Origin of the sequence: Arcobacter lacus (assembly GCF_003063295.1) — a bacterium.
In the GTDB taxonomy this organism is placed as follows: Bacteria; Campylobacterota; Campylobacteria; order Campylobacterales; family Arcobacteraceae; genus Aliarcobacter; species Aliarcobacter lacus.
In genome coordinates this window covers 132,333-148,365 of the sequence record NZ_MUXF01000019.1, presented here as the reverse complement: position 1 = coordinate 148,365, position 16,033 = coordinate 132,333, and the positions used below count along the sequence as shown (strand labels likewise).

Genomic DNA, 16,033 nt, shown 5'->3' with positions numbered 1-16,033 from the left:
AGTTCTTAGTTGATAATTTACAAATAGTGAATGAATATTTATTTAAGGAATAAGAGAATGAATGACTCAATAGATATGGTAAAGAAAGTTTTTACCCAAAAATCAGGTAGAGTTGAAACAAATAAAGGTGAAGTTTATTACAACTCTTTATTTGAAAAAACAAAACAACGATTAAAAGCTTTAAGAGAGCAAGAACCACTTAAAGATATCGATATGATGGATGTTATTGAGAGTGAAGGTGTAAATAGAAGAGATTTTATGAAGTGGGTTAGTGCTACAACTGCTACACTTATGCTTCCTCCTATGTTTGCTCCACTTGTTGCAGAAGCAACTGAACTTATGAATAGAGTTCCAGTTATTTGGATTGAGTTACAAGACTGTGCTGGAAACTCTGAAGCACTTTTAAGAAGTAGTGCTCCAACAGTTGATGATTTATTGTTTGATGTATTAAGTTTAGAATTCCATGAAACACTTCAAGCAGCAGCAGGACATGATGCTGATAAACAACTTGAAGAAGCTGTTGAACATTTTAAAGGTAAATATTTACTTTTTGTTGAAGGTGCAATTCCTATGGCTATGAATGGTCAATATGGAACAATTGGTGCTATGGGAGAGACTTTCCATGAACATTTAATGAGAATGTCAAAAGATGCAGCTGCTGTTGTTGCAGTCGGAACATGTGCTACTTTTGGAGGAGTTCCAGCAGCTGCTCCAAATCCAACTGGTGCAGTTGGAGTTATGGATTTAGTAAAAGGAAAACCTGTTATTAATATTCCTGCCTGTCCTGCAAACCCAGCAAATATGGTTGGAGTTGTGCTTCATTATGTTTTAACTGGTCAAGTTCCTGAACTTGATTCTTTATTAAGACCTAAATTTGCATTTGGATATAGAATTCATGATAACTGTGAAAGAAGAGCTCACTTTGATGCTGGAGAGTTTGTTGAAGAGTGGGGAGATGAAGGTGCTAAAAACAACTGGTGTTTATATAAAGTTGGTTGTAAAGGACCAATGACATTTAATAACTGTTCAATTATTAGATATAACGAAGGTACAAACTGGCCAGTTGGTGTTGGAAGAGGATGTATTGGATGTTCTGAACCAGACTTCTGGGACAAATATGCTTATGAAAGACCAATGGCAAATGCGAAAATTAAAGCACCTACTGGTGGAGTTGAAAAAACAGTTGATGAATTTGGACTTGGATTATTAACAGCAACTGCTGTTGGTATTGGAGTTCATGCAGTAGCATCAGTTGTAGCAGGTAAAAAATCAAATGAAGGAGAAGAAAAATAATGACAAAAAAACATTTAGTAATAGATCCAATTACAAGAATTGAGGGACATCTTAGAATTGAAGCAATAATAGATGAAAACAATGTTGTAACTGATGCTTATTCTTCTTCTACTATGTTCAGAGGTATTGAAGAGATTTTAAAAGGAAGAGATCCAAGAGACTGTGGATTATTGGCTATGAGAATTTGTGGAGTTTGTACAGGAACTCACTATCAAAGAAGTATTGAAGCAGTTGAACACGCGTTTAAAATCACAATTCCAAAAAATGCAAGATTAGTAAGAAACCTTATTCAAGGTGCTTTATATTTACATGACCATATTGTTCACTTCTATCATTTACATGCACTTGACTGGGTTGATATTACTGAAGCACTTAAAGCAGATCCAAAAGCAACTGTTGCTGAAGCTCAAAAATGGGCAAGTGTTTCAGGTCAAAGAGCTTGGAATGCAAGTGAAGATGTATATGCTCAAGTTCAAGAAAGAGTTACAAAATATGTAAAACAAGGAAGACTTGGAGTTTTTGGAAATGCTTATTGGGGAAGTAAAGGATTTAAACTAACTCCTGAACAAAACTTAATAGGACTTTCTCACTATTTAGATGCACTTGAATTACAAAGAGATTTAGCAAAAATGATGGCTATTTTTGGTGGTAAAAATCCACATCCACAATCTTTTGTTGTTGGTGGAGTTACATGTGTTCAAGATATTAAAAATCCTGCAAGAATTGCTGAATTTAAACAAATCCTTAAAAAAGGAAGAAAGTTTACAAAAGAAGCATATTTAAGTGATGTTTATATGGCAGGAACAATGTATGCTGGTGAAGCTTTAGAAGGAATTGGAGGAGGTATAGGAAACTATATGTCTTATGGTGATTTTAGACTTGATGATACTCCATTTTATGAATCAGCTAAACTTTTCCCTTCAGGAATTGTAAAAAATAGAGATTTATCAAAAGTTTTTGAAATTGACCAAACAAAAATAACTGAAGATGTAACTCATGCTTGGTATGAAGGAAATACAAATCTTCACCCATTTGATGGAGTAACAAAACCAAATTATACAGGGTTTGGAAAAAAAGAGAATAATATTGCATATTTAGATACAGATAATAAATATTCTTGGATTAAATCACCACTTTATGATGATGAAAGAATGGAAGTTGGACCACTTGCAAGAATGATAGTTGGTGTTGCTTCTAAAGATGAAAGAATCTCTAAATATGTAACAACATTCTTAAAAAATGGAAACTTACCAGTTCAAGTTCTATTCTCAACAGTTGGAAGAACAGCAGCAAGAGCAATTGAAACTGAACTTATGGCTGATGTTATGATGGAATGGGTTGATGAGTTAGCTTCAAATGTTGCTCATGGAGATTTATCAACTTGGACAGAATTTAATTTTGACAATGTTTCAAAAGATACTCAAGGATTTGGTATGGCTGAAGCTCCAAGAGGAGGTTTAGGACATTGGGTAAAAATTAAAGATGGAAAAGTAGCTAATTATCAAGCTGTTGTTCCTTCAACTTGGAATGCTGCTCCAAGAGATTATAAAGGAAGACTTGGTGCTTATGAATCAGCATTAATTGGTACAAAAGTAGCAAATCCAGATCAACCACTAGAAATTTTAAGAACTATTCATAGTTTTGACCCTTGTATTGCTTGTGCGGTACATATTATTGATACAAATGGCAAAGAATTAGGTGTTTATAAAGTAGATCCAATTGGAGGAACAAGCCGTGCCTAAAATGAAAAAGGTTGAGAGAATGACTCCAATCATGCGAACGATTCACTGGGGGAATGCGATTTGTATGCTTGTTGCAGTCATAACTGGTTTATATATAGGTCATCCATATTATCAAAGCTTTATAGCTGACCCAGCAGTAGACAAGTACGTGATGGCATGGAATAGATGGGGACATTTTATTGCTGCAATTATTTTTGATGTTACAGCAATTTTAATTGGTTATTTATATCTATTTTCAAGATTTGAAAAACCATACAAAAAGATACTTCCTACAAAAAAGAATTTTATTGAATTCTGTGAAGTTTTCTTTAACTTAATTACATTTAATAGAAGAAAAAAATTTAGTTCAGAACATAGTGATAGTTATAATATTATGTTTTTTACAGTTTTTCACTTACTATTAGTATTTATGTTATTTACAGGACTTCAATTATATGTTCATGGATTAGCATCAGGGGAGAGTTCTATTGGAGCTTGGTGGCCTTGGATGTTACACTTTGCAACAGATTGGACTCTTCATGTGTTTGGTGGAAATATGGGAGTTAGAATTGCTCATCATACATCTATGTATTTAATCTTAGTTTGGGTAATGTGTCATATTTATTATCAAATCTGGAGAACAATCTTCTGGCAGGAAAGTGATATTGCAATCGTATTTGGTGGTTACAAATACGTAAAAGAAGAAGATAAAAAAGAAGAAAAATAGTTTAAAATTAGGCTTTGCCTAATTTTAAAACTTTTTTATAAGTTTTCAAAGTTGATTTATAAGAGAGTTTTTAAAAGGGTGTGTTTATGAAAAAAAATATTGTTGTTGGTGTAGGAAATATGCTCTTTAAAGATGAGGGTATAGGAATTTATGCCAGTGAATATATAAGACAGAATTATGAATTTGATGATGAGAATTTGGAAATAATCGATGGTGGTACTTTAGGTTTTAAATTAATGGCATATTTTCAAGAGTATGATAATGTTATTATTTTAGACACAGTTTCGATTGAAGATACAGCTGGAAGTATCTATAGACTACCAAGTGAAGTTCTTTTAGGACTTGGAAATTATAGAAAAACAGCTCATGAAGTTGAAATAGTTGAAATGTTGGAGATAGTTTCTGTTTTAGACTCTCATGCAAACGTTACAATTATGGGAATAATCCCTGAAGATATAATAAGTGTAGAGATAGGTCTTACAGAAAAAATGGAAGAAAAATTTGAAGAATATGTTTTAAATATTATAAAAGAAATTGAATCTTTGGGAATAAAATCAAAAAAAATCAAAAATATAGCTATAAAAGATATTGTAAAAAATATAATAGGTAGCTATAATGGCGAACATTTAAACAGAATTCCAAATGAGGAAGATTTCACGCATGCAATTAATTTATAAAATAGAGTTCAATACTACAAACTTATATTTTAAATATATAATAGAAACTTTAATAAGTGAAGTAAAAATAAATGCTTCATGTAAACAGTATAAAGATTTTATTCTAATTATTTTTGATGAAGATGAAAAAAATATAGAGAGTTTTTTCCTTCTTTTAGAAAAAAAGCTTCCAATGTCGATTTTTATATCAAACTCTTATGTAGTTGATAGTTATGATGAAACTTTGGAAGAAATAGAAAATTTTAATATCAAACAAAATCTTACTTTACTTACAAATGATTCAATAGTAAAAATAATAAGAGAAAATAAAATAGATTTTTTAAATGATATAGAAAAAATCAAAAGTGGTGGAATATCAAGATTTGAAACTCATAATGGTTTAAAAAAACTGTTTTTACCAAATAAAACAATAAGAGAAGAGTTTGAAAACAAAGGTTATCAAGTAAAACTTTTAATAACTGATGTAACAAAACTTGATGAACTTTTTGATTTGAATATGAGAGATTTTCAACTTTTATGTTCTATTGAAAGACCACTAATAAAACTAAAATTTAAACTTTTAAAAAATGCAAATAAAGAGTTTAGTTCAACAAAATTTATTTATGCAAAAATTCCAGATGATAAAGAGACAGTTTTATTTGCAAAAGCATTAAAAGAAAATGGTTTTAACTATATTTTATATGTAAATGATGATGTTTACCAAGATGGATTAAGAGTTACTTATAATAAAGAACAAAATATTATCATCTCAGGAAATAAAGGACTTTTCCCTAAATATGATTTTGTTTCAAGAAAAAAGTTTAACTCTTCAAAAGAGTATTTTAATGAATTTGGTGGAGTTTACAAAGCAACTTTAGCTCAAAGTGCAAAAAGATTAGAACCTAGCGTTGGAGTATATTTTTCTTCAACTACTAAAAGTAGTTCGATTAGTTTAAATATTCCTACAAAAGGACAAAAAGAAGTTATTGTTATTCCAAATATTAGAAATAGTATTACAAATTGTTTTGATGAAATTTCAGCTATTGATGAACATTGTTCAAGATTGATTACTAATTTTATTAGAAAATATCCTGAAGTTGTATCAGCGATTGTACCTACAAATGCAAAAGGTTTTGAATCTATTGTAAATATTTGTGCAAAAGTTTTAGGTTTAAATAGTGCAAAAGAGTTTGAAGATTTAGCACTTGATACAAACCTAAAAAGTGGTATTCAAATAGATATGAAACTTATAAAAGTTAATAAATTAAATGTTTTAGATTATAGAAGAATAGTTCAATCAATTATGTCTTATAAAATGGCAAATGTTGATAACCAAACTTTAGCATATTCATTTTATGAGAGTTTGAGTGAATTTATCTGTAATTATTCAGATGAAATTGCAAAAGAGATAAAAGCAAAAGATATTGTTTTATGTGGAAATATGTTTGCAAATTCTATTTTGTTGTCAAAAACACTTAAAACTTTGAGTAAAAATTATAATATCATTCTTCCAAAAGAGTATCCTCTAGACTACTAATTCATTTTGAAACTAGTTTTAATAAGTAAAACTTAAAACTAGTTTTGATAATATTTATCAAAAATAACAAAGAAACATAAATGTTGAAATATTATGATGAATTAGTCTCGTATGTTCAAAAAATGACAAAAGACAAAGAACAAGCTTTAGAAATAGTACAAGAAACTTATGCAAGAACTTTAGAAAAACAAAAAGAGATAAAGATAGAAAATGAAAGAGCTTTTTTATATAAAGTTGCTAGAAATCTGACTTTTGATTATTCAAAAAAAGTAAAAAATAAAGAATTTATCGAATACAAAGAAGAAAATCATTTTTGTTCTATTGAAGAGCAACCAGATGAAATTGTTTTAGAAAATATCAAAGAAGAGTTATTAATAGAAGCTTTAGAAACTTTACCAAAACATCTAAAACAAGTTTTTGTTTTACATATTTTTGATGGATATGATAAAAAACAAATTGCAAAAATTTTAAATCTTAGTTTAAATACTGTACAAAAATATGTTATAGCTGCAACGACAAAGCTTACAGAGTATATAGAAGAAAAAGAGTGGAATTAAAAAATGAATGAAAATATACAAGAAAAAGCGGCTTATTTTTTTACCTGTAAAAAAGATGGCTTTACAAAAAGTCAAGAACTAGAGTTTAATACTTGGATAAATGAAAATATAGAACATAAAAAAGCTTTTGAAAAAGTAGAAAGATTACAGCTTTTATACTCTTCTTTATCAAAAAATATAAAAGATAAAATCTCACAAGAGGTTCATCAAGAAATCAAAAGTGAAAAAAGTTTCAAAAAAGCAAAAATTTTTAAAATAGCAGCTTCGATTCTTCTCCTAATTGGAGCAAGTTTATTTACAGTAAATGAATACCTAAATTTTGGTATAAAACATACTTTTGTAACAGATAAAGAGATAAAAGATATAGTTTTACCTGATGGTTCAAAAGTAGTGGTAGATGCAAAAACAAAGTTGGATATCAAATACTACAAAGATAAAAGAGAAGTAAATTTGAGTTTTGGAAAAGCTCTTTTTGATGTAGCAAAGAATCCAGATAAACCTTTTATTGTAAATGCAAATATGATAAAAGTAGAAGTTTTAGGTACAAACTTTGAAGTAAAAAATGAAAAAGATAAAATAGATGTAGATGTGATAAGAGGAAAAGTAAAAGTTGAACAAAATAAAAATGATGAGATAAAAGAGTTAGCAATTCTTACAGAAGGAAAACATATCTCATTTGATAAACAAAATAGTAAAGTTAGATTAAAAGATATAGATATAAAAACTATTGCTTCTTGGAAAGATGGCGTTTTGTTTTTTCAAGATGATTCTTTGGAAAAAGCTATAAATGAATTTAAAAAATATAAAGATGTAAATATAGTTATTCAAAAAGAGGCTCAAAAGTATTCTGTTAGTGGCTCTTTTCCTATAGATGATATGGATAAGTTTTTATTTGCTTTGACAAAAATATATCCTTTAAAAGTTGATAAAAAAGAAGATTTTACATATATTTATAAGAAATTTTAAAATTTCTTATAAAAACATATCCACTTTTTGATAGTTCAATCGTCTTATTATACAGAGAAACTAATTCTCATAATTAATAATATGAAAGGAAGACTATGAAAAGTACAACTTACTCAAAAATCGCTCTAAGTTTAGCTTTATCTTTAAGTTTATATGGACAAGATAGCTTTAACTTAGAAAAACAAAATCTTGAGGATGCTATCAAACAAATAGCAAGTAAATCAAATATGCCATATTTAGTAAATGGAAAACTTCTAAAAGGCAAAACATCTTCAAAAATACAAAATATTGAAGGTACTAAAAATGCACTTGATAAGGCTTTGGAAGATACAGGACTTGAAGCAACTATTGAAAATAATACAATTATTATCAAACAAAAAGTAACAAAAGGTCAAGGTACTGTTTTAGAATCTATTTCAATTAATGAAGTTTCATTAAATACAACAGAAGGTACAGGTTCATATACTACTGAGAGAATGAATACAGCAACAAAACTAAATATGTCACAAAGAGATACTCCACAATCAGTTAGTGTTATGACTAGACAACAAATAGAAGATTTTGGTTATACAACACTTGATGATGCCATGAGAAATGTTACAGGTATTTCTATAGACAAAGGTTATTTAGTAGGTGATTCTGGGAATTTTAGTGCCAGAGGATTTGAAATATCAAATATTATGTTAGATGGTGTACCTATAAGTACGGGAGCAAATTCAACTTTTAATGCAGACAATGATTCTTTAGATATTTATGATAGAGTTGAAGTAGTAAGGGGAGCAACAGGACTAACTACAGGTACAGGAACACCATCAGCTACTGTAAATTTAGTTAGAAAAAAACCAACAAAAGAGACAAAAGGAAATGCTAGTATAAGTTATGGTAGTTATGATAACTTTAGAGGAACTTTTGACGTTGGTGGAGCTTTAAATGAAGATAAAACTATAAGAGCAAGAACTGTTATAACAGCTCAAGATTCAGATATGTTTTATGATAATGCTGAACAAAAAAATTATCAATTTTATGGTGTTGTAGAAGCTGATATAACTGATAATCTTATGGCTACAATTGGTTTTCATTATAGAGAAGTTGACAATACAGGTGGATATAACAGATTACCAACAAATGAAGATGGAAGTTTCTTAGATGTAAGTAGAAAAACAAATCTATCAAATGACTTTGATTATTGGAAACAAACAGATAAAACAGTTTTTTCACAACTTGAATATAACTTTAATAATGACTGGAAAGCAAAACTAGCAGGAAATTGGAAAAGACCAGAACAAGATATAATGTTTTCAGCATTTAGTAGAATTTCTGGAGAGTTATATCAAAATACTCAAAGATATAAACTTGATAATAAACAAGACTCTTATGATGTATCATTAAGTGGACCATACTCTTTATTTGGAAGAAATCATGAATTAATGCTTGGTGCTGATTATAGAAAATTTGAAAATAAAAACTGGGGAGGTTGGGCTGATTATGCTTGGACAACTAATGGTCCTTTAGTTGATCCATATAATTGGAACTCTTCTATTGTATCAAAACCAAATATTGATATGACTAAATGGCCATTGCATAGAGAAATTACACAAAAGGGCACATATTTAGCTACTCGTTTAAATTTAGCTGACTCATTAAATCTTATTTTAGGAACAAGACTGAGTTGGTATGAAAATGAAAATTTGGGAACAAATACTACATATAAAGCAACAGCAGAAGTTGTTCCTTATGCTGGAATAGTTTATGATTTAGATGATAATCACTCTATTTATACAAGTTGGACAGAAATCTTTCAACCACAAAATAGTATAGATAAAAGTGGAAATTTATTAGAACCAATTACTGGAACAAATTATGAAGCTGGTATAAAAGGTGAGTATTTTGATGGGGCATTAAATGCAAATCTATCAACATTTCTGATAAAACAGCAAAATAGAGCAACTGATGATTTAACTGGACCAAATCCTTGCCCTGGAACTACTGGTGGATTTTGTAAAAGAGCATCAGGAGAAGTTGAAAGTAAAGGTTTTGAAACAGAAATTAGTGGAGCAATTACTGATAGTTGGCAATTAGTTGCAGGATATACTTATGTAGAAACAGAATATACAAAAGATGTAAATAAAAGTAATATAGGTAAAAATTTTGATTTAACTTTACCAAAACAGCAATTTAAACTTTCAACTACTTATAAATTGCCAGTTGATTCAAATAAATGGACTGTTGGAGCGAATATATATGCTCAAAATGATATAAAATCAAATGACTTTGATAAGATAAAACAAAGCGGATATTATACAGTTGGAGTTAATACAAAGTATCAATATAGTAAAAATCTTGATGTTTTATTAAACGTATATAATTTATTTGATGAAGAATATTATCAATCAGTAGGTTGGGCAACTGGTGGAAATGTTGTAGGTTCTCCTAGAACATTTTTATTATCTATGAATATGAAATTCTAAAATATAAAGGAAGATTTTTTCCTTTATATCTTTATTTTTGATATTTGTTTCTTATTTTATATGCAATTATGATTAGTCTTATCTAGCCATAGAGTTTATGATTTATTAGAAAATAATTATAATTATTTCTTATTTAAATATATAATATCATTTATTATAAATAACTATATTTTAATATTTCATTACAAAACAATTACATTTTGTAAATGCAAAACTTATTTTGTATTAAATTATAAAAAATTATCCATTTAAACAACAAAATTTAAAGATAAACATTATAGAATACCTAAAATGCAAAAAATGAATGATTATTCATAAAAATTGAAGGATAAGTTTTGAAAGATAAAAAACTTTATGATAGATTGGCCAATAGGTTATTGGATTTAGAAAAATTACCAAAGTTTAAAGAAGATAAATCAATAACTTCTCATTTGGAAGAAAAAGGTATCTCAAGAAGAGATTTTATGAAATGGGCAACAGCAATGACTGCTATGTTAGCACTTCCTGCAACATTTACTCCTTTAGTTGCAAAAGCAGCCTCTTTGAGTGATAGACTACCTATTATTTGGCTTCATATGGCCGAGTGTACTGGATGTAGTGAATCACTACTTAGAACAGATGCTCCAACTATTGATTCTTTAATTTTTGATTATATATCTTTAGAATATCATGAAACTTTGATGGCAGCAGCTGGTTGGCAAGCTGAACACAATCTTGAATCAGCTATCGAAAAATATAAAGGAAGATATATCCTAATGGTTGAAGGTGGTATTCCAACAGGAGAAAATGCTACTTTTTTAACTATTGGTGGACATGGAAAAACAGGAGAACAATCAGCAATTGACGCTTCAAACAATGCTTTAGCAATATTTGCAATAGGAACTTGTTCATCTTTTGGTGGAGTTCAAGCAGCAATTCCAAATCCAACTGGAGCAAAAGCTTTATCGAAAGTTACAGATAAATTAGTAATAAATGTTCCTGGCTGTCCTCCAAGTGAAAAAAATATAGTTGGAACTTTACTTCATTATATTCTTTATGGAACTTTACCATCGCTTGATGTTTACAATAGACCAAAATGGGCATATGGATTAAGAATTCACGATTTATGTGAAAGAAGAGGGCATTTTGACGCAGGTGAGTTTGTAGAAGAGTTTGGAGATGAAGGTGCAAAAAAAGGATATTGTTTATATAAAGTAGGTTGTAAAGGGCCATATACTTTTAATAACTGTTCAAAAAATAAATTCAATTCTCATACTTCTTGGCCTATTCAAGCTGGACATGGCTGTATTGGTTGTAGTGAACCAAATTTTTGGGATACTATGGGACCTTTTGAAGAACCAGTTGCAAATAGACTTTATAGTACAGTATTCAAAGGTTTAGGAGCTGATGCAACAGCTGATAAAATAGGAGTTGGATTACTAACTCTTACTGGAATTGGTATTGTAGCACATGCAGCTATTTCAAAATTTAAAAATCCAAAAGATTCGCAAGAAGGAGAACATGATGCCGAATAAAAGAGTAATAATAGACCCAATTACAAGAATTGAAGGGCACTTGCGAATAGAAGTTGAAGTTGATGAAAATAATGTGATTCAAAAAGCATATTCATCTTCAACATTATGGAGAGGTTTAGAAACAATAGTAAAAAATAGAGACCCAAGAGATGCTGGGTTTTTGATGCAAAGAATTTGTGGAGTTTGTACATTTTCTCATTATAGGGCAGGAATTGAAGCAGTTGAAGATGCTTTAGGAATAGTTCCACCTATAAATGCAAAACTTACAAGAAGTTTGATGAATATGGCTTTATTTATGCATGACCATATAGTACATTTTTACCATTTACATGGACTTGATTGGGTTGATGTTGTATCTGCTCTTGATGCAGATGAACAAAAAGCTTCAAAAGAGGCATTTAAATATAGTGATTTTCCAATAGCAACTGGAGAAAATGACTTAAAAAAAGTAAAAACAAGAGTTAAAGAGTTTGTAGAAAAAGGACAATTAGGACCATTTGCAAATGCTTATTGGGGACATAAAACTTATAGATTATCTCCTGAACAAAACTTAATTTTATTAAGCCACTATTTAAAAGCTTTAGAAGTTCAAAGAGATTTAGCAAAACTTATGGCTATTTTTGGAGGAAAACAACCACATCCACAAAGTTTAACAGTTGGTGGAGTAACTTGTGTTATGGATTTATTAGATCCTTCAAGAATGGGAGAATATCTAACTTTATTTAAAGTTGGAGCAGAGTTTATAGAAAATGCTTATCAAGCAGATATCATAATGGCAGCAAGTGTATTTAAAGATGAGTTGTCTGTTACAAGACCAGCTGGAGTTATGAATTTTATGGCTCATCAAGAGATGAGATTAAATAAAACAGAATTTTTATTTGATTCTGGAATTATTTTTGATGGAGATTTATCAAAAGTTTACGATATAAATGAAAATTTGATAACAGAAGAAGCAACTCACTCTTGGTATGAAAATAATGAAGCACTTCATCCTTATGATGGTAAAACAAATCCTTTATATACAGGATTAAGAGATATGGATACAATTGGAATGGATGGAGAAAAAGTTCATTCTAAAGTTGTAGATGAAAAAGGAAAATATACTTGGATTAAATCTCCAAGATATGACGGAAATGCTATGGAAGTTGGACCTCTTGCTTGTATTTTAGTATCTTATGCAAAAGGAAATAAAAAAATAGTTCCAATAGTAGATGAGTTTTTACAAAAAACTGGTTTACCAAAAAGTGCATTATTTACTACATTAGGAAGAACAGCAGCTAGAATGTTACAAGTAAAAGCTGTTACTAAATATGGTTTAGAAGCTTTTCATACTTTAATTGAAAATCTAAAAGTAGATGAGACAACTTTTACTTCTTATAAAATAGATAAAGATAAAGAGTATAAAGGAAGATTTATAGGAGATGTTCCAAGAGGAATGTTATCTCACTGGATTAGAATAAAAAATGGAGTTGTTGAAAACTATCAAGCAGTTGTTCCTTCAACTTGGAATGCTGGACCAATAGATGCAAAAGGACAAATGGGACCTTATGAAGCAAATTTAGTTGGTTTAAAAGTGCAAGATATTTCTCAACCTCTTGAAATTATTAGAATTATTCATAGTTTTGACCCTTGTATTGCTTGTGCTGTTCATGTTATGGATAAAAAAGGTAATGATTTAGGAACATACAAAGTGGATCCATTATATGGTTTTTCTTGCTAATATAAATTGGAGCATACAATTATGATAAAAAAACATTATGAATACTCTTTATGGCTAAGGATTACTCACTGGCTTAGAATGCTTGCTATTACAGTTTTGACTTTTACAGGTTTTTATTTAGCATATCCATTTATATCTCCATCATTAAATGGAGGTGAGCCAACAAACTTTTTAAATGCTTTAATGAGAAGTTGGCATATAATTTTTGGATTTTTATTGATTTGTGTAACTTTTGGAAAAATGTATTTATTCTTTTTTGATAGACAAAGTAAAAAAGAGAGAATATCTTTTTTTGATTTTATCTCGCCAAAAATGTGGATAAAACAGATAAAATATTATATTTTAATAGGTGAACATACTCATTTAAAAGGTGTTTATAATCCACTACAATTTATGGCATATTCTGGAATTTATATATCTTTGATACTTATTTCTTTAACAGGATTGATTTTACATATTCATGTTTATCACGAAGGAATAGGTGGACTTTTATATGGTATTTTAAGACCAATTGAAGTTTTAATGGGTGGATTAGCTATGGTTAGAGAAATTCATCATATTTGTATGTGGATTTTTATAATATTTTTGCCTATTCATATCTATTTGGTTGTTTTCAACTCAGTTTATGGAAAAAAAGGAGATATGGATTCTATTATCTCTGGATATAAATGGGAAGACCACAAATAATGAATATTTTAATTTTAGGAATAGGAAATATCCTATTCCAAGATGAAGGAATAGGTGCACATTTTATTCACTATTTAGATGAAAAGTATGAGTTTATATCACAAGAAAATAGTGTAAGTTTAGTTGATGGTGGAACTTTAGCTCAAAGATTAATTCCTGAAATCATAAAATATGATGAAGTTTTGATTATTGATTGTATTGATGCAATAAATTCAAAAGCAGGTGATGTTTTTTTCTTTGATTTTAAAAAAGTTCCTTCAAATATAAACTGGCAAGGAAGTGCTCACGAAGTTGAGATGCTTCAAACACTAAATATGATTGATATGAATAAAGATTTGCCTACAACACATATTTTAGGAGTAATTCCTAAAAGAGTTGCAGATGATACTACTTTTGAATTAAGCAGTGAAATTATACAAGCTTCAAAAATTATGGAGAAGGTTGTTGTTGATTATCTTACAAAACATCAAATTACAGTAAAACAGATAAAAGAAGTTGATATAAAAGAGATAGCTTTGGTTTCATTTAAAAGAGATATAAAAAATGGTCCTAAAGTTTAAATTTACCTATAAATCAAGTGATAAAACTTTAGTGAAATTTTTAGATTTTGCTTCAAAGCAGTTTGATTGTAGTTATAAAATATATCAAGAACTTGATTTTGTTTTTTTATTTATACAAGCAGATGAAAAGACTTTAGAAGAGTTTTCTTCAAAACTATCTTTGTATGTTCCTATGTCAATTTTTTATTATGGTGTTGAAGTTGATGTAATTGAAAACTTACCAAAAGAGGATTCAACTTCTATTTGTGATGATAAAATGATATCTTTTTGTCCAACTTGTCTAAAAGAAGTCGAAAATGAAAATAGTTTAGATTTTTATAATGCCTTTAAATCTTGTGAAGTTTGTAAAAGCTTTGAAAATGCAACTTTTATTTTTGAAAATGAAGAGATAAAATCACATAAAAAACTTTTTGAGAAGTTAAGCCAACTTATAAATGAAGATAAAAGAATCAAAATAAAAACTTTAAGTGGGACTTTTGTTTTTTCTAAAATCAAAGATATAGAAAATCACAAAGAGTTATTGGTTACAAATTTAGAAAATATCAATACTTTGATTGTAGAAAATGCAACATCTATTGTAGCACTTGCAAGTATAGAAAAGCCACAAATTGAGTTTAAAATAAATGAGATTTATAAACTAAAACATAGTATCAAAAAAGAAAAAATAGATTTGCGATTTGCAAATGATTTGACTTTACATCTTTTATCAATAGAGCTTAAAAAATTAAAAATTGATTTTTTAAATATTGAAGATGAAAATGCTAAATTTGATTACTTTTTAGATGTAAAAAGTTCTAATAATATCTTTTTAGATATTCCAAAAGTAGTATGTTTTGATAATAAAAAACTCATTTTAAACTCGATTTCTTATCCAAAAAAACTAGATACTGTTTTTAGTAAGTTTAAACAAAAAGATAAAGCTCAATTTATGACTGTTTTAGCTGAAAATGAACTCTTTGATAAATCTATTATTAACTTTTATATTAGCTCTTTAAACGATGATAAAATCTCTTATTACTCACAAAATGGTTTAGTTGATATTTTAGAAGATTTATATCTTCCAACTTCAATAAAAGAAGTTTTTGAAACTATAAAAAAAGATACAAAAGGAGAAAAACTTCTAAATAACTATCAAGAAAAATTCAAAGATGATTATGAAATTGCATTAAATACAAAAATAGATTTTTCAAAAAAGTCATTTTCTACTTATTGGCAAATAGCAAAAATAGTGTTAAATTTTAAAGAAGATATAGTTTTAAATGCTTCAAATTCTTTACTTGAAAAAGGACCTAGAATTGACTATAAAATCTTTGATAATAAAAAAGTATTTAATAGAAAATTTGACTATTTACCACTTATAAAAACTGCTATGAGTTTTAAACTTGCTGGTGTTGATGCAGAGACTATTAGTTTAGGATTTATGGAAAGTTTTGCTCATTTTATAGCAAATGAGATTGATATTTTACATAATACTTATGAACTAGAAGGAGTTAGTTTATGTGGAGATATGTTTGCAAATATTAGGTTTAATCAGCTTGTTGAAAAAAGCATAACAAAAAACTTCAAAATCTATTACAATAAAGAGTTTGTCATCCAAAAATAGATATAGTTTTAAACTTATATAAAA

At 28.6% G+C, this 16,033-nt stretch carries 13 protein-coding genes; all 13 read left to right on the top strand.

Going from position 1 to position 16,033, the window contains the following annotated elements:
* Positions 1–57 precede the first annotated feature (57 nt).
* A complete protein-coding gene (locus B0175_RS09495) occupies positions 58–1,293 on the top strand; it encodes a hydrogenase small subunit (protein WP_108528336.1) in 1,236 nt (411 codons plus the stop codon).
* Positions 1,293–3,035, top strand: a complete 1,743-nt coding sequence (locus tag B0175_RS09490) for a nickel-dependent hydrogenase large subunit (RefSeq protein ID WP_108528335.1) — start codon at positions 1,293–1,295, stop codon at positions 3,033–3,035. The genes B0175_RS09495 and B0175_RS09490 overlap by 1 nt, the downstream gene beginning before the upstream one ends.
* Position 3,036: 1 nt before the next feature.
* Positions 3,037–3,741: a cytochrome b/b6 domain-containing protein gene (locus B0175_RS09485; protein WP_108528583.1), complete on the top strand. Its 705-nt coding sequence runs from the start codon at positions 3,037–3,039 to the stop codon at positions 3,739–3,741.
* Positions 3,742–3,827: 86 nt separating this feature from the next.
* The gene (locus B0175_RS09480) at positions 3,828–4,418 is read left to right on the top strand and encodes a HyaD/HybD family hydrogenase maturation endopeptidase (RefSeq protein WP_108528334.1); all 591 of its coding nucleotides are present in this window, start codon (positions 3,828–3,830) and stop codon (positions 4,416–4,418) included.
* Positions 4,402–5,934, top strand: coding sequence for a Kae1-like domain-containing protein (locus tag B0175_RS09475; protein ID WP_108528333.1), 1,533 nt, complete (start codon positions 4,402–4,404; stop codon positions 5,932–5,934). The genes B0175_RS09480 and B0175_RS09475 overlap by 17 nt, the downstream gene beginning before the upstream one ends.
* Positions 5,935–6,014: 80 nt before the next feature.
* Positions 6,015–6,491: an RNA polymerase sigma factor gene (locus B0175_RS09470; RefSeq protein WP_108528332.1), complete on the top strand. Its 477-nt coding sequence runs from the start codon at positions 6,015–6,017 to the stop codon at positions 6,489–6,491.
* A gap of 3 nt (positions 6,492–6,494) precedes the next feature.
* Positions 6,495–7,457, top strand: coding sequence for a FecR family protein (locus B0175_RS09465; RefSeq protein ID WP_108528331.1), 963 nt, complete (start codon positions 6,495–6,497; stop codon positions 7,455–7,457).
* A gap of 95 nt (positions 7,458–7,552) precedes the next feature.
* Positions 7,553–9,925 carry a TonB-dependent siderophore receptor gene (locus B0175_RS09460; RefSeq protein WP_108528330.1) on the top strand — a complete coding sequence of 791 codons (2,373 nt, stop codon included), beginning with the start codon at positions 7,553–7,555 and terminating at the stop codon, positions 9,923–9,925.
* 362 nt (positions 9,926–10,287) lie between these two features.
* Positions 10,288–11,439: a hydrogenase small subunit gene (locus B0175_RS09455; RefSeq protein ID WP_407641377.1), complete on the top strand. Its 1,152-nt coding sequence runs from the start codon at positions 10,288–10,290 to the stop codon at positions 11,437–11,439.
* On the top strand, positions 11,429–13,159 hold the full coding sequence (locus tag B0175_RS09450) for a nickel-dependent hydrogenase large subunit (RefSeq protein ID WP_108528328.1): 1,731 nt from the start codon (positions 11,429–11,431) through the stop codon (positions 13,157–13,159). The genes B0175_RS09455 and B0175_RS09450 overlap by 11 nt, the downstream gene beginning before the upstream one ends.
* Before the next feature lie 21 nt (positions 13,160–13,180).
* Positions 13,181–13,846 (top strand): Ni/Fe-hydrogenase, b-type cytochrome subunit, encoded by a 666-nt coding sequence (cybH, locus tag B0175_RS09445; protein WP_046995049.1) that lies wholly within the window; start codon positions 13,181–13,183, stop codon positions 13,844–13,846.
* Entirely contained in the window at positions 13,846–14,406 is a 561-nt protein-coding gene (locus B0175_RS09440; RefSeq protein ID WP_228156097.1) for a HyaD/HybD family hydrogenase maturation endopeptidase, read from the top strand. The genes cybH and B0175_RS09440 overlap by 1 nt, the downstream gene beginning before the upstream one ends.
* A complete protein-coding gene (locus tag B0175_RS09435; protein WP_108528326.1) occupies positions 14,390–16,009 on the top strand; it encodes a hypothetical protein in 1,620 nt (539 codons plus the stop codon). Before B0175_RS09440 ends, B0175_RS09435 begins: the two co-directional genes overlap by 17 nt.
* Positions 16,010–16,033: the final 24 nt, after the last annotated feature.